Source organism: Rickettsia endosymbiont of Ceutorhynchus obstrictus, assembly GCF_964026565.1.
Taxonomy (GTDB): domain Bacteria; phylum Pseudomonadota; class Alphaproteobacteria; order Rickettsiales; family Rickettsiaceae; genus Rickettsia.
The window spans coordinates 600,458-621,691 of sequence record NZ_OZ032162.1 but is presented as its reverse complement, the minus strand read 5'-3'; the positions used below and the strand labels follow the sequence as shown (position 1 = coordinate 621,691).

The following is a 21,234-nucleotide window of genomic DNA, read 5'->3' as shown; positions in this document are numbered from 1 at the left end:
AGCACTTTCGGAAAAAAGGCAAGATTTAATAAAGACGTCAAACGATCGTAAAGATTATAGGATGTCACATCTGGAGAACATTAATAAAAAAATACGATCAATCAATCATGCTATAGAAAAAAGGAAAGAAGAGTTGGAAGATATTGAATATGAAGATTCAGAACTAAGAAAATTAAATGATAGAAAAAAACTATATAAAAAATCCCAACAAAGCCTTATAAGCTCTGATGAATCTTCAAACGAATTATTAGAGAAAGAATTAAAAAAAATCAATGATATGATATCAAAACGTAGTAATTTTGATGAAGGTCATATTGTTACTTCAACTCCTAAAAAATCTCAATCTAGTAGATCAGATAATTTAGATGCTTTAACCTCATCCTTAGACTTATCATCAGACAATGGAATTAATATTTTTAATGATTGTAACCTAGAATTGGATGCAGTAAGTAGTGGCGCTAATCATAATACTCCAAATAGTAGTTACAACAGTAACCAAAACTTAGAACCATCTGATAGAAATAATGATATTGAGGGTCTTAACCTAAAAGATGAACTAGATGCAGTAGATGGTAGTGGTGGTAATCAGAATAATCATAATACTCCAAATAGTAGTTACAACAGTAACCAAAACTTAGAACCATCTGATAGAAATAATGATATTGAGGGTCTTAACCTAAAAGATGAACTAGATGCAGTAGATGGTAGTGGTGGTAATCAGAATAATCATAATACTCCAAATAGTAGTTACAACAGTAATCAAAACTTAGAACCATCTGATAGAAATAATGATATTGAGGGTCTTAACCTAAAAGATGAACTAGATGCAGTAGATGGTAGTGGTGGTAATCAGAATAATCATAATACTCCAAATAGTAGTTACAACAGTAACCAAAACTTAGAACCATCTGATAGAAATAATGATATTGAGGGTCTTAACCTAAAAGATGAACTAGATGCAGTAGATGGTAGTGGTGGTAATCAGAATAATCATAATACTCCAAATAGTAGTTACAACAGTAACCAAAACTTAGAACCATCTGATAGAAATAATGATATTGAGGGTCTTAACCTAAAAGATGAACTAGATGCAGTAGATGGTAGTGGTGGTAATCAGAATAATCATAATACTCCAAATAGTAGTTACAACAGTAATCAAAACTTAGAATCATCTGATAGAAATAATGATATTGAGGGTCTTAACCTAAAAGATGAACTAGATGCAGTAGATGGTAGTGGTGGTAATCAGAATAATCATAATACTCCAAATAGTAGTTACAACAGTAATCAAAACTTAGAATCATCTGATAGGAATAATAACATTGAGGATCTTAATCTAAAAGATGAATTAAAAGAACCAAGCAGCAGGATATTAGACCGCATCAGTCAGTTCAGAGCAAGTAATAATGAGGTAATGTTAGCGTTAAAGATGTTTTATCAAATAATCCAAAACAGATTAATAGGATTAAATGGTAAATCACAACCAATATCAGGGGGCGATGAGCAGAATAGAGGTTTTAGTATTTGGGATAATAGTGGTTACGCTATTAGTAAACAAGACAGTGGTAGCAGCATATCATCTTACACAGGAAGAATGCTAGCCATAATACTAGGAGGAGAAATATCATTTAATGATAGCTATATATTAGGCATTGCCTACGGCAATATTCATTCATACTTACGATTTAGTGAAACACTAGGCAAAAGCCGTATTAATTCACACATGGTCAGTGCTTATTACCAAAAAGATTTAGATAGAAATGTTTCTCTACAATTAATTGGTTCACTATCAGGTAGCAATATCAAAAATGTAATCAATGCCCAGAGACATGGTAAATCCTATATTCGTGGTATGGGCATTGAAGGTAATTTAAGCTATTATCACAATTTTACAAGTGGTATGCAATTAGTTCCGAACATTAGTCTAAAATATTATAATATGCTGAATAATTTATACAAGGAACAAGGAGCATATGATTATTTGTTAAAGATTTCAAGGAAATCTAGAAAGGTGTTCAACTGTACTATAGGCAGTAAGATAATATTAAATTCTACAGATATTAATTCGCATCTTAAACTAATTCCATCATTACAAGGCAGTATAGAAAGAAATTTTTTTGCAAGTCATAAGGCAATAACAGCTACATTTACAAGTAACCAGGATATTCCTAAAGAGATCAAAAAAGTAGATATGACAAGAAATTCAAGACTAGGGTATAACATAGGTGCCGGAGTAATAGCTCAAAATAATAATATTAAATTACAGTTTGATTACAACTACTACATGCACAAGAAATATAGCACACACTCAGGAACAATTACGGTAAGATTCGATTTATAAATTTTTGAGTTAATAGGGGCTCTGTCCAAATAAGCATACGCATCAAGTTAAGCCATAATTGGGAGTGTTCAACAAACCATACGCATCAAGTTAAGAAAAGCAAGTAGGTTATACTGGTATTACGGTAGTAAATTATGAATTAAAAAGAAGCTAATATATGGTATAAATTTTTGCAAGATTAACAACTAAATTGTGAGAATTTGTACTATGGGGAAAATAGTAAACTTAGCAAAACTATGCCAAGAGTTTTTTGGAGAGACAGCCAATAATTTATCCATTACAACAGGATTTATTAAGAGACAACGAAAAATAACTGGTTCAGCTTTTCTAAAAGCTATAGTGTTTGGTAATATGAGCGATAGTAATTGTAGTCTTGATGGAATGAGTAACTTTTTAAGTGAAGAAACTATAGATATTTCTGCCCAAGGCTTAGACTTTAGGTTTACTAAGGTAGCAGTAAAATTTATGCAGTCAATGTATGAACAATGCTTGAAATTATTTAGAAATACTATGCCGCTTGATTGCAACATTTTGCAGCAATTTCATAGCGTTAAATTATTGGATAGTAGCCATATTATTCTACCTGCCAATATGGCGGATATGTATAAGGGTTGCGGTGCTTGCTATAAGGGGCGTAGTAGTACAGTGCAATCTTCTCTTAAATTACAGGTAGTATTTGATTATTTAAATCAATCGTTAGATAAAGTCGATATAACAAAAGGTATAAGGGCTGATCAAGGATATAGAGAACATTTATCAAACATATCTACTAAGGACTTATTAATATCTGATTTAGGTTATTTTGTCCCAGCTTCATTTATTCAAATTATCGAACTTGGTGCATATTTTATTAGTCGTTATAAAGCAGATACTAATATATATGACCATATCACTGAGGAAAAAATTGATTTATTAAACTTATTAGATAATAAATTCTTTTTATCAAAAGATGTACTTTTAGGTAAACAAGCAAAAGTTAAGCTACGGATTATATGTCATAAATTGACTGATGAACAGGCTATTGGTAGAAGAAGGAAGGCTAATTTATTAGCTAAGTCTCATAAATATAAATCTTCTTCAAGAAACCAGAGATTACTAGATTGGTCAATATTTATCACTAATATATCAGAGGATATGGTTAATGCTGAGCATATAATGATAATTTATCGAGCAAGATGGCAAATTGAATTATTATTTAAATTATATAAAAGTCATGCAAAAATTGAGAATCTTAAAGGGAGAAGTAAACCTGCAAGAGTTTTGTGTGAATTATATGGTAAATTATGTAGTGTGCTTATTTTTCATGGATTATCGAATTGTGTAGAATTAGCAAATGATAGAGAAATTAGTTTAACCAAAGCATTTATTGAACTACAGAAAAGGTCAAGAGAATTATTCCTGTCTATTACTGGACGTCTTAATGATTTAGAGCAGTTCCTTAAGAAATTAATTATAGATTGGGGGAAATTTTCTTTGAAAGATAAATATCGTAAAACCAGATTATCTTCCTTAAATACACTAAAATTATTAACAATTATGGCTTAACTTGATGCGTATGGTCCAAATAAGTGTGTAAATAAATTCAACAGAGCCCAACAGAGCCTAAAAACAGCATTATCATTTGGAAAAACTCTTTTATTTTTAGTGACCTTGCGTAATTGACTATTGACTTGCATTACAGATGCTCGCGTTTAAAGACTTAATAACTCTTAAGAGTATAGAAGAAACAAAAGAGGAACTTCTAAGCCATTGTAATAATTGCTTTACCACTTTCCTCTTCTGGTCTTTCTGTTCTCATAGAACTCACTTACAGGAGTTATTATAACATAAATATATTAATTAACATATATTTAAGATTTTATATTTATAATAGTATTTACGGCTCTTTGCATATATTCTCGAGCAGTATCATTGGCAAGTCTAGTATACACTGCTGTTGATCTTGGATCTCTATGATTTAGAAGCTGTCCTATTACATATTGATTTGCTCCGGTCATTGCCATCCAGCTTGGTATTGTTCTCCTTAAATCATGGATCCTTAAATTTTCTATTCCTGCCTTTTTACAAATCCTCTTCCACGCTTTCTTTGGTTCCTGCAGGTGACCACTACTGCTGGTCTCACTTGGAAATACCCACATACTAGTAGATTGCTCTTTCCTGGCTTTTAATATTTCTACTGCCTGATCTAGTAAAGGTAAACGGTGAGGATCATCATTTTTAGTTTCTGGAATATATAATTGTTTATCAGCAAAACTTACCTGTTCCCAACGCATAGTAAGTAAATTATCCTTACGAACTGATGTATACAAAGCTATTAAGAAAAAATCTTTCATTACTTGATTTTTCTCTTCTGCTATTGCTGTAAAAAATCGTGGTATTTCTTCCCTAGTTAAATACCTATCTCTAGATTGTTCCTTATGCTTCTTTATTCCAATAACTGGATTTACTGTTAATAATTCCCATTCTATTGCTTTACTAAATACAGGACTTAAAACTTCAAGAAATCTATTAGCTCCATATTTACCGGTTTTAGTTAAATTATTAAATAATTCTTGAATATCTGTTTTTTGAATAGTAGATATTTTTCTAGGATATAAATGTTTTGCATATCTATCTACAGAAGCGGCATAATCTTTCCATCTTTTATTATTAATTTTACTATATTCATTAAGGTATTTATCATAAAGCTCCTTAAAGGTCAGTTCTTTTGATAATCTAGCTTTTTCTTCTACAGGATTATATCCTTTGGCGATCTCACCTTTTAATTCAGATGCTTTGGCTCTAGCATCAATAATTGATAGATCAGGGAACACACCTATTTTAATTCTATGATATTTCTTATCAAGTACTGTGCCCAAATAAAATATTTTACTACCACCATATGATACAATTAGCAATAATCCTTTTTCTTTGGTATCTTTATATACATCTCGTTTTGCCTGTGGAGCTTTAATTTCATGTAATGCTTCTTTAGTAAACAATAGTGATTTAACTGACATAAATCCTACCACAGCTTAATTCATATATAATTAAACTGTAATATGCTTTACTCAGAAAAACAAATCTTATGTTAAATAGGATTATACTTTAAAAAATAATGATTTATCTCGACTATATACAATTTAACAATTAATAGTTGCTATAATTTCTTAGCAAATTCAAAAGGTCTAAATATAATTACCAGATAAAAATTGCTCATGAATTTGAACTAACTATATGCTCATCATATCCACATGTTATTTTTAAATTTGCAATATTTTTTTAATATTGACAAATAATTGCAACTCTACTACAGTTAAGCTATAACTATTTGGTAATAAGGAAAAGCCTTAAATACAAGGGTTATGAGCTACAAATTAGTGTATGAGAAAAAAGCAAAGAAGCAGGGTAGAAGTGGCTTTTAGGTTGACTTCGTAAAGGTCGGGGGTTCGAGCCCCCCATCGCCCACCACCTTACCTCCTAGCTTTTCATAATCTACTAATTTGACCTCCCTACTCTGTATGCTGCTTATATGCTCCTCGCATTTTTAAAAATGGTGTCTTAATTGCTCTATTACCTCGATTAAACCTAATGTTTAAGTTGAGGTCTTATGCACACTATATGCTGCTCACATTTCACTCCTGATTGTGTAATCCATGATGACGGTGATAAAAATCCCACTATCTTCTACAATTTTGTTGGTAATTTTATTCCACCTGAATGGAGTACTCTTACCTCTAATAATGGTAAAATCTTAAGCAAAACTGCAAGGCATCTACTATCTCTAATAGTCTTCCGCTTGCAAATCTATCATAATAATAGCATTGATGAACTTCAGGAAACTTATCACTTCTTTCAAGAGTCCCTAGGCGTGTGTCAAGAACGAGTACGACAATGCTTACTTGAATTACAAAAAAGTAGCTTTATTAAAGTTTATAATGCAACAATCGTGAAATATGGTATTAAATGCCGCAATACTCCTTGTATTAAGCTGGCTAGAAATTTCCGACCATTTTCTCAGAAAATCCACAGCGAAAATGAAAAAAATTTTGCATCAACTCCAAAAAACTTTGGGGTGAAACCCAAAGAAATTTTGCCTCAACCCCAAAAAAGTTTGGATGAGACAATATATATAGATAATAATAAAAATATATCTAATAAATCTAGATATAGCGAATCTATCATTTTTCAAAATGAAAAAAATATATTTAATCATAATAACCAAACTCAGTTACAAGAACAACAACTTGAAACAAATTTACAATTCAAAACAACAAGCTCTATCAATGATCAACAACAAGCTGATAATACCAGTTCATCTAGTACTAATATCACAACAGGTGCTACACGGATTAATACTGCACTACAAGCAGTTATTAATAAAATCTCTAAAAAATATGACTCTACACCATCAAATAGCAATAATGTAGCAATGAATGCCGTTAATCATAAAAGCTGGTTCAAAAGAAAAAAATTAACAGATTTCCATCCCTTAACCCAAGAAGAGGCTGATTTATTACAGGTAAAATCAAATCGAGAATTTAATCTCACTTTTATTAACAAGCTCTTATTGAAATTAGCAGAACAATACCCAGAACATCATTTTGGTCATAAAAAAGTGTTTTTAAATTACATGGCTAAAGCTTTAGCTCATGAACTGAGAGAAACTACTCAAGCTAATTGTCAGCAGTTTCAGTTTAAATCTAGCAATGTTCATAAAGTTAAGGAGCAATATCTAGATAAAATAGAACGTAGTACTGATACTAGCAAACAAGCTCAGCTAAAACGTAAAATTGTTGGTAGTTTTGATCCTGATTCAGCTTATAAATTACTAAGCTCCTGCTTATTTATTGGGGTAGTAGGTAATAGCTATCAAATAAAACTGCTTAAAACTATTACGCTTTCAGAACATAGCAAAGATAAAATACTACAGCAAGTACAAATGATCTATGGCAGTAATATTAGGCAGTTACAAATCATACCATTTGCTGAACTTAAAGCGAAGCAGAATAATACTGAAGATGAAAAACAAAATTACCTACTGCAGCTTAGCAAGCAATTAAATACTGATTCAATAGTAAGCGTCTGGTAAAGGCGGTATAGATTTATAAGTTTAATCTAGTATAATATTCCAAGGGAGGAGGTCTGCAATTTTATTGGCTTTATAATCCTGAATGATTGCAAGAACTTTTTGCAGATATTTCCAAGGATTGATGTTATTTAACTTAGCAGTTTCGATAATGGAATAGATAATAGCGGCAGTATGACCGCCACTGTCTGATCCAGCAAAAAGCCAATTTTTTCGCCCTATGGCAATTGATCTCATAGCACGCTCTGCGGCATTGTTATCGATTTCTATTTTTCCATTATCCAAGAATCTCATCAGTGCTTTTTGATTATTTAAAGCATAAGAAATAGCTTTTGCTGTACTGCTTTTTTTGGGTAGTTGATCATATGCTTTCCTAAAACCGGTAAACAATTTTTCCACCAACACTTTAGATTTTTTCTGTCGTTCCTCTAGCCGCTTATCAGGTTCTAATCCTCTTATATCAGCTTCGATGCTATAAATTTCACCAATCTGCTCCAATATGGCAATAGCGATATTGGCTTTATCATTTGCTATTGTTACTTCATAAAACTTACGACGCATATGAGCCCAGCATGCTGCTTCTTCTATCTTGGTTGCTGATTTTTCATCATTAATATATAATTGATCATAACCAGTATAAGCATCTGCATGTAGAACTCCTGTAAAATCTTTTAAATGCTCAAGCGGTCTTGTGCCTTTCCGGTCAGGACTATAAAAATAACAAACTGCAGCTGGAGACTTATTTCCATGAGGTCTACCGTCTAATACATAGCTCCATATTCTCCCAGTTTTAGTTTTACCAATCCCAGGAGCTAACACTTTCACTGGCGTATCATCGCCATGAATTTGTGCACCTGAGAATACAAATCGTTGAATTGCTCCCGCTATCGGCTCTAGCAATCTAGCACATTGACCCACCCAGCTTGCCATTGTCGTCCTTGAAATCTCCACGCCTTCTCTATCGTAAATTTGTGATTGACGATAGAGCGGTAGATGATTGCAATATTTTTGAACTAGAATATATGCCAATAACCCAGCTCCAGCCTTACCTTTGTCAATGGCTTTTGATGGGGCATAGGCTTGAACTATCTTCTCACAATTAATACAGGCACAGCGTGGTCTTATATGACGTATCACCTTAAATGATGATGGAACATATTCTAACGTTTCTGAAATATCATCACTTATCTTGCGAAATTCTACTCCACCACAGGAGGGACATTTTTCGGCAGGATTTAATACCTCATCTTCTCTTGGTAAATAATCCGGTAATTTCCGCCGCTTTGCTAGCTGCTTGCTATCCTTATTATCTGAAACCTCTTGACTCTTATCTGAACCAAGGTTATCTTGCTCAGGTTTAAAACCTAAAATAATCTCATTTTCTTCTATTTTGAGCTCAAGCTCTTCTATTTGCTTACTTACCTTTTCTGATGACTTGCCATAACTCTTTGCTTTTAGTAACGCTAGCTGTTCTCTTAGTGATTGGTTTTCTTGATTCAATAACTCATTCTCATCGAATAGTACCTTAATTGTTTTATGTAATATAGATACATCACAAGATAAGTTGTTAAGGTCAAAAATCATATTTTAATCTTTATCCAGCATATTGAGGTCTATTAAACCATCTTGGATTACGCCAGTCAATAGCTTCTATCAACATTGCTAGCTGGGCCTTAGTAATTCCAATAGATTGCTTATTATCAACCTTGGGCCATACAAACTTGCCACTATCAAGACATTTATAATATAAACAAAAACCTTGCCCATCCCACCATAATATTTTTATTCTGTCAGCCTGTTTACCCCTAAAGACAAATAAGACACTCTTGTCAAACTGATCTGACAATATTGATTGTGCCAGTAACGATAAACCATTAATACCCTTACGCATGTCGGTATAACCAGTACAGAGATATATTCTGCTATCTGAAGCTATATCTAACATGATCCGTCCAATATTTTGACTATCTCCAAGAGCTTTGTGCTACTAATATTGCCCTCAATTAATAAAGAAAAATTACTAAAGGTTAATTCTGCTTTTTTTAATAGTGTATACTCTCTTTCTTGTACTAATAATTCTACAAATTTATTACCTGTATTATTAGATGTTTCTGCTTTTCTTCTGCTAAACTTCCCCCTACTACGCCACCCATATAATGTCTTCTCCGAAATTCCATAAGACCGTGCAACTTGTGATATAATGCACCCTGGAACACATGATTCACTAATTATTTGTGCCCTCTGTTCCGCTGTAATATTCTTCCTTCTAATATTCATCACACTATTATTCCTAATGTTATTAATACTATAGAATAATACTACAACCCTTTTGCTTTTATAGACCGCCTTTACCAGACGCTTACTTATTAGATATATTTTTATTATTATCTATATATAAGTAGTTGGCGAAATTTTTTTCAGGTTGACCTGAAATTTCTTTCGGGTTGGAGCGAAAAATTTTTTGTGTATGGCTGAAAATTTTTTCGTTTTCAGCTGAAGATGTATGATTATAAGGCTGGAAATCTTTTGCTAATTTTATACAAGGAGTGTTACGACATTTGATACCATATTTAATTACTGTTGTGGTAGAAAGATTGATGAACCCGGATTGTTCTAGTTCGAGTAGACATTGTCTTACTCTTCGTTGACAAACTCCTAGAGATTCTTCAAAGAAATGATAGGTTTCCTGGAGTTCGTCGATAGAATTGTTATAATAGATTTGTAAGCGGAAGACTATCAGGGATAAGAGCTGTCTTGAGGTTTTACTTAAGATTTTACCATTATTAGAGGTCAGATTATTCCATTCAGGAGGGATAAAATTACCGACAAAATTGTAGAATATAACAGAGCTATTATCACTATTGTTAATATTTAACTTATTATTAGAGTTAGAGGTGGAAAAAGAGGAGAATATATTATGCATAATATTTCTCCTGAATCTCAGTTATAGAAGAGATTTGAAAGCAACTATAGTGCTTATAATGCAATCTCAAAGGAGAATATAAGGAGCATATAAATTTTTTGATAACAATACTAAACTGTGAAAAGCCTGGAGATAAGGTGGTGGGCGATGGGGGGATCGAACCCCCGACCTTTACGAGGTCAACCTAAAAGCCTCTTTTGCCTTATTTTTTTGTTCTTTTTTCATATACTAATTTGTAGCTTACAATCCTCTGTATTTAGGGCTTTTTCTCTATTACCAAATAGTTATAGCTCAACTGTAGTAGAGTTGCAGTGATTTGTCAATGTCTAAAAAATATTGCAAATTTGAAAATAACATGTGGATATGATGAGCATATAGTGAGTGCAAATTCATGAGCAATTTTTATCTTGTAAATATATTAGACCTTTTGAATTTGATAAGAAATTATAGCAACTATTGGTTATTTAATTGTATATAGTTAGGATAAATTATCATGTTTTAAAGTATAATCCTGTTTAACATAAGATTTGTTTTTCTGAGTAAAGCATACTACAGTTTAATTATATATGAATTAGGCTGTGGGAGGATTTATGTCAGTTAAATCACTAGTTTTTACTAAAGAAGTATTACATGACATTAAAGTTCCACAAGAAAAAAGAGACGTATATAAAGATACCAAAGAAAAAGGGTTATTATTAATTGTCTCATATGGTGGTAGTAAAATATTTTACTTGGGCACAGTACTGAGTAAAAAGTATCATAGAATCAAAATAGGTGTGTTCCCTGATCTATCAATTATTGATGCTAGAGCCAAAGCATCTGAATTAAAAGGTGAGATTGCAAAAGGATATAATCCCGTCGAAGAAAAGGTTAGATTAGCTAAGGAACTGACATTTAAAGAGCTTTATGACAAATACCTTAATGAATATAGTAAAATTAATAATAAAAGATGGAGGGATTATGCTGCCTCGGTAGATAGATATGCAAAACATTTATATCACAAAAAAATATCCACCATTCAAAAAACAGATATTCAAGAATTATTTAATAATTTAACTAAAACCGGTAAATATGGAGCTAATAGATTTCTTGAAGTTTTAAGTCCTGTATTTAGTAAAGCAATAGAATGGGAATTATTAACAGTAAATCCAGTTATTGGAATAAAGAAGCATAAGGAACAATCTAGAGACAGGTATTTAACTAGAGAAGAAATACCACGATTTTTTACAGCAATAGCAGAAGAGAAAAATCAAGTAATGAAAGATTTTTTCTTAATAGCTTTGTATACATCAGTTCGTAAGGATAATATACTTACTATGCGGTGGGAACAGATTAGTTTTGCTGATAAACAATTATATCTTCCAGATACTAAGAATGGCGATCCTCACCGTTTACCTTTACTAGATCAAGTAGTAGAAATATTAAAAGCAAGAAAAGAGCAATCTACTAGCATGTGGGTATTTCCAAGTGAGACAAGCAATAGTGGCCACCTGCAGGAACCAAAGAAAGCATGGAAAAGAATTTGTAAAAAGGCAGGAATAGAAAATTTAAGAATCCATGATTTAAGGAGAACAATACCAAGCTGGATGGCAATGACCGGAGCAAATCAATATGTAATAGGACAGCTTCTAAATCATAGAGATCCAAGATCAACAGCAATTTATACTAGACTTGCCACTGATACTGCTCGAGAATATATGCAAAAAGCCATTAATGAAATGATCTCTACGGTTAAACAGTAAGAAGTCCATCCGCCAGTGTGCCAAGCAAAGGATAAATCTTTGTCATCTATTTTGCTAAGATATTTATATCATATTTTGATCTTAAATTCCAGTTTCAAAATAGGTCTAATATTTGAATATCATTAAGTAAATCTATTATATGGCAAAATAGTTTGTATAGGGATAGCGTAATTTTTATGATAAATACAAGATTGTAAAAAATTTAGTTCTGATTCCATATTATTCTCAATAATTTCAACCATCCATGCTTTATAATTTTCCTGTCGATGGGTAGACCAACGATATCCTCTAGACTTTAATAAATCCTTAGTTTCATAGGGTGCATTTTTAGCCCAAACTTTAAAATCTTGTTTTATGACAATTCATGTGTAAGTTTAGATTCTTATTCTCATAAATTAGTAATAAGAAAGATCCTTACTATTATAACTTTTTCGATAATAGTAATATTGCTAGTATTATTCAAAAGATAAATACTAACAAGTAGGACAAAATTTACCGTGTACTGAAATATCAAATATTCTAGAAGAACCTACGCAAATCAGGACAGGTTCATAAATAACACATAGAGTATTATGGTATTCTATCTTCAAATTAATGTAGTGAGATTTACCGATTCATGATATGTAAACCAATATGGCATATTTCTTTTAGACCATCGAGGTTTTATCTTATCATGATACCATTTAGCACTAAGGTATTTTTGATAAGCTATACATACATTAGATACACTAGTAAAATCTAAGTTTAAGATTTTTGATCTAGTACAATTAATAAATGTAGTTATTGTACTATTAGGAAGATAATAATTATATTTTGGTAAGGTGGATAACAATATTTCTGTTTTATGTAACTTATTAAAACGAAATTTATACTCTAAACATAAAGCTTCGAAGTGTTTAAACAGCCAATTCCAATTAGCAATATTCACAGAAGTCCAAATAGTACAAGGATGTTTTAAATGAGTTGGTTTATATATGTCATTATAAATGGATTGACTGTTGATGAAAATTGCCGAACTTAATAATTGTGCAGATTCAAGTATCATTTTAACAACACGCTTATCATCTAATGCTTGGGCAGATACAATAGGAGAAATATCAGTAACAAAGATGTTCATATTCTGTGAATACTAATTTAAACTTACCTTATTGATAGAAAATTGCATCGGCACATTTTCACTATTTTCTATAAGGAAATGATAATATTGTTTTGCAAGATCCACAGCATTATAACTACAGCAGGACTGAATAGCAAGTTTTAAACATTCTAATTTTAACTCTACATCACTTCTCAACATACACAACTCACCAATAATTTATTTCATTAATATTAGCAAATTTACTACTAATTATCAACAAATGCATTTATATAGCTATAGATTCTATCTCCAGATAGGCACAGTTTTAGATGAATTACAGCTTTTTTTGTGATGGCTTAAAACTCCACTGGCAATGTAAAAATTAGGATGTTAATGTCATCACTAGAGAACTTATCTGTAATGGAAACATCACTTACTAATATGGATAATAATTGTGCTAATCAAAGATTATATTGGTCACTCTCTACTCCACTAAAATATATGGCCTTAAGCTTAGATGAGTGGTTAGTTATCTTACTTGGTATAGTACCTGGGATAGTGTTACTAAATAGCGGACATGCTAAGCTTGGGATGATATGCATTATAGCTGGTATTGTACTTTGTTATGCATTTAAGAAGTTTAAGAAAATATCAGAATATTTTATACTTAAGAGTTATTTAGTCGCTAAGAAATGGCTATATGCTCCTACTTCTTATCCTAATTTACTTGGGAAAAAGGTAGGTAAGTAATGGATCATTTATTTAAGCAAAGCTCTATTCAGCAGCTAGTTAAGTATAATCAGAGATTATTGTTTATCACATTGCTGCTTGCAGTTACGAGTCTTCTTGGGATGATTAAAACAGTTAGCACGGAAGAAAAATGGTTATTAATTCCGGCAATAGAGCCGGATCGTCGGATGATAGTATCGTCCAAGAGCTATCATGAGACCTATCTTAAAGAATGGGCAGTTTTTGTAATGAAGGAATTATTTACTACTTCGCCAGAAGGAGTAGAGAGGCAAATAGCGGATATGAAGGTGGTATCTAGTAATACAGAGCAATTAGATAAGTTTTTTAAAGAACATTTAGATTTTGTTAACGGTTCTAATATTTCATCGGTATTTTTTCCTAAAAAAGTAAAAGTCATTGCGGATGGAGTATTAATTAATGGAACATTTCGTTATTGGTTTGGAGAGAATAAGCATGTCGCAGCTGATAAAACTTATTTATTAACTTACAAGCGAGGAGCTAATCATTTGTTGTTACTTACTGGTATTAAAGAAGAAGAGGTAAATAAGCAATGAAGAGTTTGAAGTCAGAATTGCAGATATTAGTAGTTTTTGTTGGCATAATGCTTGCAAGCTTTAGTAGTAATGCTTATGGGATAAGCTATATGTTACATGCTGATTCTTTGTTAGAGCTGCAAATAGCAAAAGACGCTCCAACTAGGATTAATATCGAAGGAGAAAAGATTAATGATATCTTTATCCATCCGGAGGAAGCTGCAGAAGTAGTAGTACATGATTCAGGCTGTTTATTTATTTTACCACAGCAAAATAGCAGTAAACTTTACCTAACTCTAATTGGAGAAAATGGTACGATTCAAGATTTAATGCTGAATTTTACTAAAACTAAACCAACACCAATTAGACTTATTAAGTTTGATTTAGAACAAGAAGTAAGGCTTTCAATGAGTTAGAAAATCATCAAGAAGCCATTACAAATTATGATTTAGCTATAAAATATGATATTGATTTTGCAGAAGCATATAATAACAAAGGAGTATCATATAAAAAATTAGGTAAATACCAAGAAGCAATTAGATTATATAATATAGCTATAAAGTACAAACCAAGTTTTGCAGCAGCATATAACAATAAAGGAGATGCATTGAATAGCTTAGGTAAATACCAAGAAGCAATTGAAAATTTTGATCTTGCTCTTAAATATGCTCCGAGATACCCAGAAGCTTATTATAATAAAGGGATATCTCTGATAAACTTAGGACAGCACCAGGAAGCTATCAAAAACTATGATATATCTCTAAAATATAAACCGGATTATGCAAATGCCTATTATAATAAAGCGACATCTTTAATGCAGCTAGGAAAGTATCAGGAAGCCATTAAAAATTTTGACTCAGTTATCAAATATCAATGTGACAATGAAGATGCATATAATTTAAAAGGGTGTATATTCAGTATATTAGGTAAACAGCAAGAAGCTATTAAAAATTATGACTTAGCTATTAAATACAAACCAAATTTTGCATCGGTATATTGTAACAAAGGTACATCTTTTAGAAAATTAGGTAAATATCAAGATGCAATTAAGAGCTATGATTTAGCTATTAAGTATAAATCTGATTATGCTGAAAGTTACTTAGAAAAAGGTATTGCTTTAGTTAATTTAGGTAAACATAAAGAAGCTAAAGAAAATTTTAACTTAGCTCTTAAATACAAATCTAATCTGATAGAAGAATATGAAGCAATAATTAAAGCTTTAAGGCAATTAGGTAATGATCTTATGGCTAATGAGTTTGAAGAAAAATTAAAGATAATGCAAGATAATTTGTAATTCTATGCAACCACAAAATCAAAATAATTTTACTCGTGGTTCACAAATCTTTGCTCATCAGCTACGAATGCTTAGTCAAGGAAGTATCAATGCTTTAACAGCTGGGCTAATATTTACTATAGTTTGGCTAATGTGGCGTATATATCAGAAATTATCCTTGATAAGTCTATATTATTTTATCATAGAGAGATACGTACAATTAAAACTTGCTATAGGAGAACATTTTTATCCTATAGATCAAATAGGTATTAAATTCTATTATTTAGAGCAAAAAGCTTGGGTTTACCGTAATGCTGAAGAATTTGTGCATAAATTTTGGCATGTTACACAGCATTCGCATAATATCAATCAATTTGGGCAATTTTTATTGCATTCAGCTTGGCAAGAAGGTATTATTACTTTTACTGTTGGAATATTTACTGCTATCATCTTTTTTATGTATCGAGGTAAAAAAGCTGTTATTCAAGATAAGATTAGGGGAGCAGATTTTGTCGAAGCAGGTATTTTAGCAAAAATGCTTTATAAAAACAAACAAGCTGCTAATATTTGCTTTTCTGGATTACCATTGGTTAAAGATAGTGAGAGAAGACATATTCTTATTACCGGTACTACAGGTAGCGGTAAAACCAATATGATAAATGAGCTATTACCTCAGATTAGAAAAGAGCGAGGTAGAGCAATTATTGTTGATTTAACAGGTAGCTTTACTGATCGATTTTTTGATCCCAAATGTGATAAGATACTTAATCCTTTGCAAGAGAATAGTTCAGCATGGTTACCATGGAATGATTGTCATGAAATTTGGGATTATAATGATATAGCCAGTAGTTTTAGTAATTATAATCCAAAATTAGATGATTTTTTTGCTAAAAGTGCTGAGTTAGTATTAGCTGAAGGATTAAGATTATATCAGGATAGTAAAGACATCAAAAAGCTAATAAATACTATTCTTTATGCAAATAATAAAGAATTTGCAAGAGTCTTTAAAAATAGTGCAGTAGCCGGTATAATTAGCAGTAGTGCACCTGAGACTTCTTCAGGTATTCAAGCAACTGTTAGTAAAAATATTGAAGCTCTGCAACATTTAAAGCCTGATGGTAGTTTTAGTATTAGAAAGTGGTTTACTGCGGACAAAGGTTGGTTATTTATAACTAGTACTCCTAATCAAAGAGTAATGCTTCGACCACTTATTGCTGCATGGATTAGCATAGCGATAAAAGCATTAATGAATAGGAACATCAATAATACTCATAGTAATATGTGGTTTGTGATTGATGAGCTGCCAGCTTTACACAAGATATCTTCACTCCCTATAGCTTTAGCTGAAAGCAGGAAATATGGTGGCTGCGTTGTTGCAGGCATGCAGAATATTCATCAATTAGAGGAAATATATGGTCATGCAGGAGCAGCTTCAATGCTTGATCTATTTGGCAGCAAATTTATTTTTCGAGTAAGTGACTGGCAAACAGCACATAAATCAGCTTTAATGCTTGGTGAGCAAGAAATTATTGAAACTCAAGAGAATCTCTCTTATGGTGCTAACTCCATGCGTGATGGAGTAAATATGCATAGCTTAGAGAAAAGGAAGTTATTAGTAATGCCATCTGAAATTATGAATCTACCAGATCTTACCTGTTATGTAAAACTTGCGGGTAATTCCCCTATTACTAAATTACAAATGAATTTACAAACTTGATTTAAATCTAAAAATATAAAACCATTTTAATGGTATTTTTAAAAGATTTCAATTATTTGATGGAGGGGGAATACCTTATAAAGAAAATCCTATTATAATCCCCCTTTAAATCACTAATTTAGTATTACGAGTTTTAGAGGTAAGATGTGTATAAAAAACTTTTTTGTTATTTCAGAATTTTTATAAATGATTTTTCAAACAGCAGAGTAAATTTTACAAGAAATATGTTTACTCTAAAGAACTAATAAAAGCTTCATCAAGACCGGTTACACTAGAAATTAAAGAAACATTACAACCTTGAGCTAACATTTTTTTTGCTATCTCAACTCTTTCTTCAGCTTTTCCTCTAGCTTCACCAATTTGGATACCTTTAGCTTCACCAATTTGGATACCTTTAGCTTCACCAATTTGGATACCTTTAGCTTCACCAACTTGTAAACCTTCAAGAATACCTACTTCTTTACCTTCTTGTTGCCAATGCTGTGCTAAACTTCTCATAAGCCTTGTTCCTATTTCTGGATTCAACTTTGTTGATAATAAATTCTCTAGCTTTATTCTATCAGCTTGCTCTATCTTCGTCAATGTATAATATAATATCATTTCTAGATAATCATAGCCTATCGTTATTTTGGTTAATTCCGGTAATATATCTGATATTTCTTGCCATCTTTTTAATAATTCCCTCTCATTTATATGCTTGAGAAAAAATTCTAATATCCCTGACCATATCCTTTGTTTAAACTCTTCATCAGGAATTTCATGGACATTCACTAACTGATAATCATTAATCCATAATTCTCTTGCTAATTTGTTATTGGCAAATAAATCCCACAAATTCCTTGCAACATTGTATTTCTCCTGACCATTGTAAAATATCATCGGGTATATTAATGGTAAAGTCTTAGCTTTAGGATTTTGTATTAAATATCGCTCACAAATATTAATCATATATTTAAATAGCCTAAAAGCCATAAAATGATCTGCTTTTGATTGATGCTCGACAAGTAAAAATAAATATCCGTCTTGTTTATCAAATTTGCATGAGAATAAAACATCAGAGATAGAATCTTTTAAAGAGCTTTCTACAAAAGTGGTATTTTCCATTGCTAAACTAGGAAAATCTATTAAACTTTTAATATTTGGGGGCAAATGTGCATTAAAGAACTCATGGGCAACTAGAGGATTCTCTAGTGCCTTACGAAATATCTTATCATGCTTAGCTTTCTTTGTGCCTTTATCTGGATCACCCAGCAGGTTTCCCTGTTCACTCATATATTTATATTTTTTAACTTGATAAAATATTATTACACTACACTCTAAACTCTTATTCCTTGATTTAGCTTGATCTCAGATACTTGCTTTACCGCATGTATGGACCTCCCCAATAATGCAAGAAAAAAATAATATTTAATAGTCAACAAGCAAATGCAGTCATGTATTCGGCTTATAATTGATAAATTACTTTAAATTTATCACTTTAAATTTATCAATTAGCCCTGATGGAATTCGCTACCTACTAACTTTTACTTATCACTTTTCCGGCTTCATTAGAGCCTGTGCGGTAATCAGTTTTTTTGTAGGTTAAGGTTTGTCTTATTTACCATCAATATTATTATCTCACGCATATTTCAGGTTGGAATATATTAGTCTCTATTTTAGAGTAATACTTATTAATATTTTATTTACTAAATTTTGTTAACTTATCAGTTACAAACTTTAGTTTCATTATAATCATTGCCGGTGCGTAATACTGCAAATACTACTCGTGCTAATTTATTCGCTATTGCAACAGTAGTTTTATTATGCCCACATCGTTCTAATAAATTAAACATCCATTTAGTAAATTTACTAAAATCTTTTTTATTTTTTTGTGCTTCAGTTGTAAACCTTAGCTTAGCATTTAATACCGCTCTTGCTCCTTGAATTAATAAAGTACGTAAATAAGTATCACCTCTCTTGCTTATACTAAGTAACCTTTCTTTACCTCCACTCGAATATTGTTTTGGTACTAAACCAAGCCAAGTTGATAATTGTCTACCATTACTAAAATTTTTTGCATTACCTATCGAAGCTATTAATGCTGTAGCAGTAATTAAACCTATACCGGGTATAGCTGTTAATCGTTTATATTCTTCTAACTCACCTGCTAGTATTTTTAATCTTTTTTCTAACTCTATTATTTTTTTATCATTATCTACAAATTCTTCTTTCAACTCGCTAAACGTTTGATAACTAAGACGGCTTAAAGTTTCACTATCTAAAATCTCTGTTAATTTACTGATAACTTTATTTATCCCTTGTGGAATAATTAAGCCAAATTCATACAATAATCCTCTAATCTCATTAGCTAGTGCAGTACGATTTCTTACTAGCCTTGCTCTTATTCTATGAATTGATAAAATATCCTGCTGCTCTACACTTTTGATTGGTACAAATCTCATATTTGGTCTCGCTACTGCTTCGCATATTGCTTCTGCATCAGCTTGGTCGTTCTTATTAGTTTTAACATATGGTTTTACAAATTGTGGTGCTATCAATTTAACCTCATGTCCTAATTTTGTTATTTCTCTTCCCCAATAATTAGCTCCGCCGCATGCCTCCATTCCTACTAAACATTTTGGTAAATTAGCTATAAAGCTTAATACTTGATCCCTAATCAATTTTTTCTTTAATATTGTCTTGCCGTTTTTATCTACTCCATGTATTTGAAAAATTCTTTTTGCAATATCTATGCCAATTGTGTTAACTTCCATTTGGACCTCCTTATTGTTGTCTAGGATTAATTTCCTATTCTAGAACTATAACTACTGTTATTGATTCTGTATATAGGGAGGTCCATTCCATTACTTCTTATTTCTTTAGCTATTTCTGAGCTTGGACTTATATATTGCATTACTTGTTTATCTCTTCCTATGGCATTTAAGTAATCTTCAGGCACTAAATGACTTTTGCCTTGAAAATCATGTACTACTATATCACAAAATTTTTTATCACCAAGATTATAATTAGGATCAAATTTATTCTGCATAATTTGTAAATCTTTCTGTATCTTCTGCTCTATTGCTGCTATGCAAATCTTGTTACTATAAGCAGTACAAGAATCCAAGCCTTTTTCTCTGTAGATTTGCATAGCAGTATTGATATTCTCTGCTGTGCCAAATTTTGCCAGAGCTGTTATTTGCTGTTGTTGCAAATTATTTAGTTCGTTATTATCGTTATTTACCATTTTTGACAATAGTAATTCTATAGACTGAAATTGTGATTTTCTATCATCACTTGCTTTTAAGGATGATTTAAGTTCTGTTACTTTGCTAGCTGCTGTTAATTTTGCTATTTCAGGCTCTATAAGCTTGTTTATAGATTCTGCTCCTTGGGATTTTAACATATCATTAAAATCACCTTTTTCCGGTGGTCGTATTATTGATACTACAGCTCCTTGCCTAATTAATTCTTCCTGTGCTTTAATTACAGTATTAACTGATACTGCGTCTTTGCCATCATTATCAGCAGCAATTATTATTCTTTCTCCTTTGATAGGCTCATAGTTCCTAATGTTACTTACACCTAAACTACAAAGAATTTTGCCCTTAATACCAGCTTCCCTAATACTTAAAGCCGTCTCTACCCCTTCTGCTATAATCGTTATATTACTAACTGAATTATTGCCATCTTTACTGCTTTGTACGTTCCTGCTTTGTACGTTCTGCTGTTCGTTATTTTTATTAATCTCAACAAAAGAACCTCTGATTCTACCAAATGAACGTTTATTAACCTCAATATCAGCTTTATTATGTAAGCGTCTGGTAAAG

At 31.6% G+C, this 21,234-nt stretch carries 18 protein-coding genes and 1 pseudogene; 9 read left to right on the top strand and 10 right to left on the bottom strand.

The genetic code is table 11. From position 1 onward, the window contains the following. Window positions 1-61: 61 nt before the first annotated feature. Window positions 62-2,341, top strand: coding sequence for an autotransporter domain-containing protein (locus AAGD64_RS03550; protein ID WP_341793883.1), 2,280 nt, complete (start codon window positions 62-64; stop codon window positions 2,339-2,341). Window positions 2,342-2,548: 207 nt separating this feature from the next. Further along, on the top strand, window positions 2,549-3,886 hold the full coding sequence (locus tag AAGD64_RS03545; protein ID WP_341793882.1) for an IS4 family transposase: 1,338 nt from the start codon (window positions 2,549-2,551) through the stop codon (window positions 3,884-3,886). A gap of 305 nt (window positions 3,887-4,191) precedes the next feature. Here AAGD64_RS03545 and AAGD64_RS03540 read toward each other — a convergent pair whose 3' ends face one another. After that, a complete protein-coding gene (locus tag AAGD64_RS03540) occupies window positions 4,192-5,340 on the bottom strand; it encodes a tyrosine-type recombinase/integrase (RefSeq protein WP_341793881.1) in 1,149 nt (382 codons plus the stop codon). Window positions 5,341-5,930: 590 nt separating this feature from the next. Between AAGD64_RS03540 and AAGD64_RS03535 the strand changes: the two genes are divergently transcribed. Next, the gene (locus tag AAGD64_RS03535; RefSeq protein WP_341793880.1) at window positions 5,931-7,412 is read left to right on the top strand and encodes a hypothetical protein; all 1,482 of its coding nucleotides are present in this window, start codon (window positions 5,931-5,933) and stop codon (window positions 7,410-7,412) included. 21 nt (window positions 7,413-7,433) lie between these two features. Here AAGD64_RS03535 and tnpC read toward each other — a convergent pair whose 3' ends face one another. The 4 genes from tnpC to AAGD64_RS03515 all read right to left on the bottom strand — a co-directional run bounded on the left by tnpC (window position 7,434) and on the right by AAGD64_RS03515 (window position 10,332). Next, complete coding sequence (gene tnpC / locus AAGD64_RS03530; RefSeq protein ID WP_341793867.1) at window positions 7,434-8,993, bottom strand: IS66 family transposase; 1,560 nt, start codon at window positions 8,991-8,993, stop codon at window positions 7,434-7,436. A gap of 10 nt (window positions 8,994-9,003) precedes the next feature. Next, on the bottom strand, window positions 9,004-9,354 hold the full coding sequence (tnpB, locus tag AAGD64_RS03525) for an IS66 family insertion sequence element accessory protein TnpB (protein WP_253307395.1): 351 nt from the start codon (window positions 9,352-9,354) through the stop codon (window positions 9,004-9,006). Further along, entirely contained in the window at window positions 9,348-9,686 is a 339-nt protein-coding gene (locus AAGD64_RS03520; protein ID WP_253310017.1) for a transposase, read from the bottom strand. Before AAGD64_RS03520 ends, tnpB begins: the two co-directional genes overlap by 7 nt. Window positions 9,687-9,768: 82 nt before the next feature. After that, a complete protein-coding gene (locus AAGD64_RS03515; RefSeq protein ID WP_341793879.1) occupies window positions 9,769-10,332 on the bottom strand; it encodes a hypothetical protein in 564 nt (187 codons plus the stop codon). 590 nt (window positions 10,333-10,922) lie between these two features. Here AAGD64_RS03515 and AAGD64_RS03510 point away from each other — a divergent pair. Next, window positions 10,923-12,074, top strand: coding sequence for a site-specific integrase (locus AAGD64_RS03510; RefSeq protein WP_341793878.1), 1,152 nt, complete (start codon window positions 10,923-10,925; stop codon window positions 12,072-12,074). 586 nt (window positions 12,075-12,660) lie between these two features. Here AAGD64_RS03510 and AAGD64_RS10580 read toward each other — a convergent pair. Together AAGD64_RS10580 and AAGD64_RS03505 are read right to left on the bottom strand one after the other, a co-directional pair. Continuing rightward, window positions 12,661-13,191, bottom strand: coding sequence for a pyrimidine dimer DNA glycosylase/endonuclease V (locus AAGD64_RS10580; RefSeq protein ID WP_395477344.1), 531 nt, complete (start codon window positions 13,189-13,191; stop codon window positions 12,661-12,663). Window positions 13,192-13,203: 12 nt separating this feature from the next. Beyond that, complete coding sequence (locus tag AAGD64_RS03505; RefSeq protein WP_341793877.1) at window positions 13,204-13,371, bottom strand: hypothetical protein; 168 nt, start codon at window positions 13,369-13,371, stop codon at window positions 13,204-13,206. Window positions 13,372-13,593: 222 nt separating this feature from the next. Between AAGD64_RS03505 and AAGD64_RS03500 the strand changes: the two genes are divergently transcribed. From AAGD64_RS03500 to AAGD64_RS03480, 5 genes are read left to right on the top strand one after another with little or no spacing between them, the layout of a single operon-like run. Further along, window positions 13,594-13,902 carry a hypothetical protein gene (locus tag AAGD64_RS03500; RefSeq protein ID WP_341794148.1) on the top strand — a complete coding sequence of 103 codons (309 nt, stop codon included), beginning with the start codon at window positions 13,594-13,596 and terminating at the stop codon, window positions 13,900-13,902. Continuing rightward, a complete protein-coding gene (locus AAGD64_RS03495) occupies window positions 13,902-14,456 on the top strand; it encodes a TraE/TraK family type IV conjugative transfer system protein (RefSeq protein ID WP_341793876.1) in 555 nt (184 codons plus the stop codon). Before AAGD64_RS03500 ends, AAGD64_RS03495 begins: the two co-directional genes overlap by 1 nt. Next, window positions 14,453-14,851, top strand: a complete 399-nt coding sequence (locus AAGD64_RS03490; protein WP_341793875.1) for a hypothetical protein — start codon at window positions 14,453-14,455, stop codon at window positions 14,849-14,851. Before AAGD64_RS03495 ends, AAGD64_RS03490 begins: the two co-directional genes overlap by 4 nt. A 17-nt stretch (window positions 14,852-14,868) precedes the next feature. Then, window positions 14,869-15,729, top strand: a complete 861-nt coding sequence (locus AAGD64_RS03485) for a tetratricopeptide repeat protein (RefSeq protein ID WP_341794147.1) — start codon at window positions 14,869-14,871, stop codon at window positions 15,727-15,729. Window positions 15,730-15,733: 4 nt separating this feature from the next. Continuing rightward, entirely contained in the window at window positions 15,734-17,425 is a 1,692-nt protein-coding gene (locus tag AAGD64_RS03480) for a type IV secretion system DNA-binding domain-containing protein (protein WP_341793874.1), read from the top strand. A 228-nt stretch (window positions 17,426-17,653) separates the two neighbouring features. Here the strand turns inward: AAGD64_RS03480 and AAGD64_RS03475 are convergent, their stop codons facing one another. The 3 genes and pseudogenes from AAGD64_RS03475 to AAGD64_RS03465 form a co-directional block, all read right to left on the bottom strand. After that, window positions 17,654-18,697, bottom strand: a complete 1,044-nt coding sequence (locus tag AAGD64_RS03475) for an Rpn family recombination-promoting nuclease/putative transposase (RefSeq protein ID WP_341793873.1) — start codon at window positions 18,695-18,697, stop codon at window positions 17,654-17,656. 431 nt (window positions 18,698-19,128) lie between these two features. Then, a complete protein-coding gene (locus AAGD64_RS03470) occupies window positions 19,129-20,178 on the bottom strand; it encodes an IS110 family transposase (protein ID WP_341792650.1) in 1,050 nt (349 codons plus the stop codon). A gap of 26 nt (window positions 20,179-20,204) precedes the next feature. Further along, a pseudogene (locus AAGD64_RS03465) lies at window positions 20,205-21,218 on the bottom strand (toprim domain-containing protein); the annotation flags it as partial. Window positions 21,219-21,234: the final 16 nt, after the last annotated feature.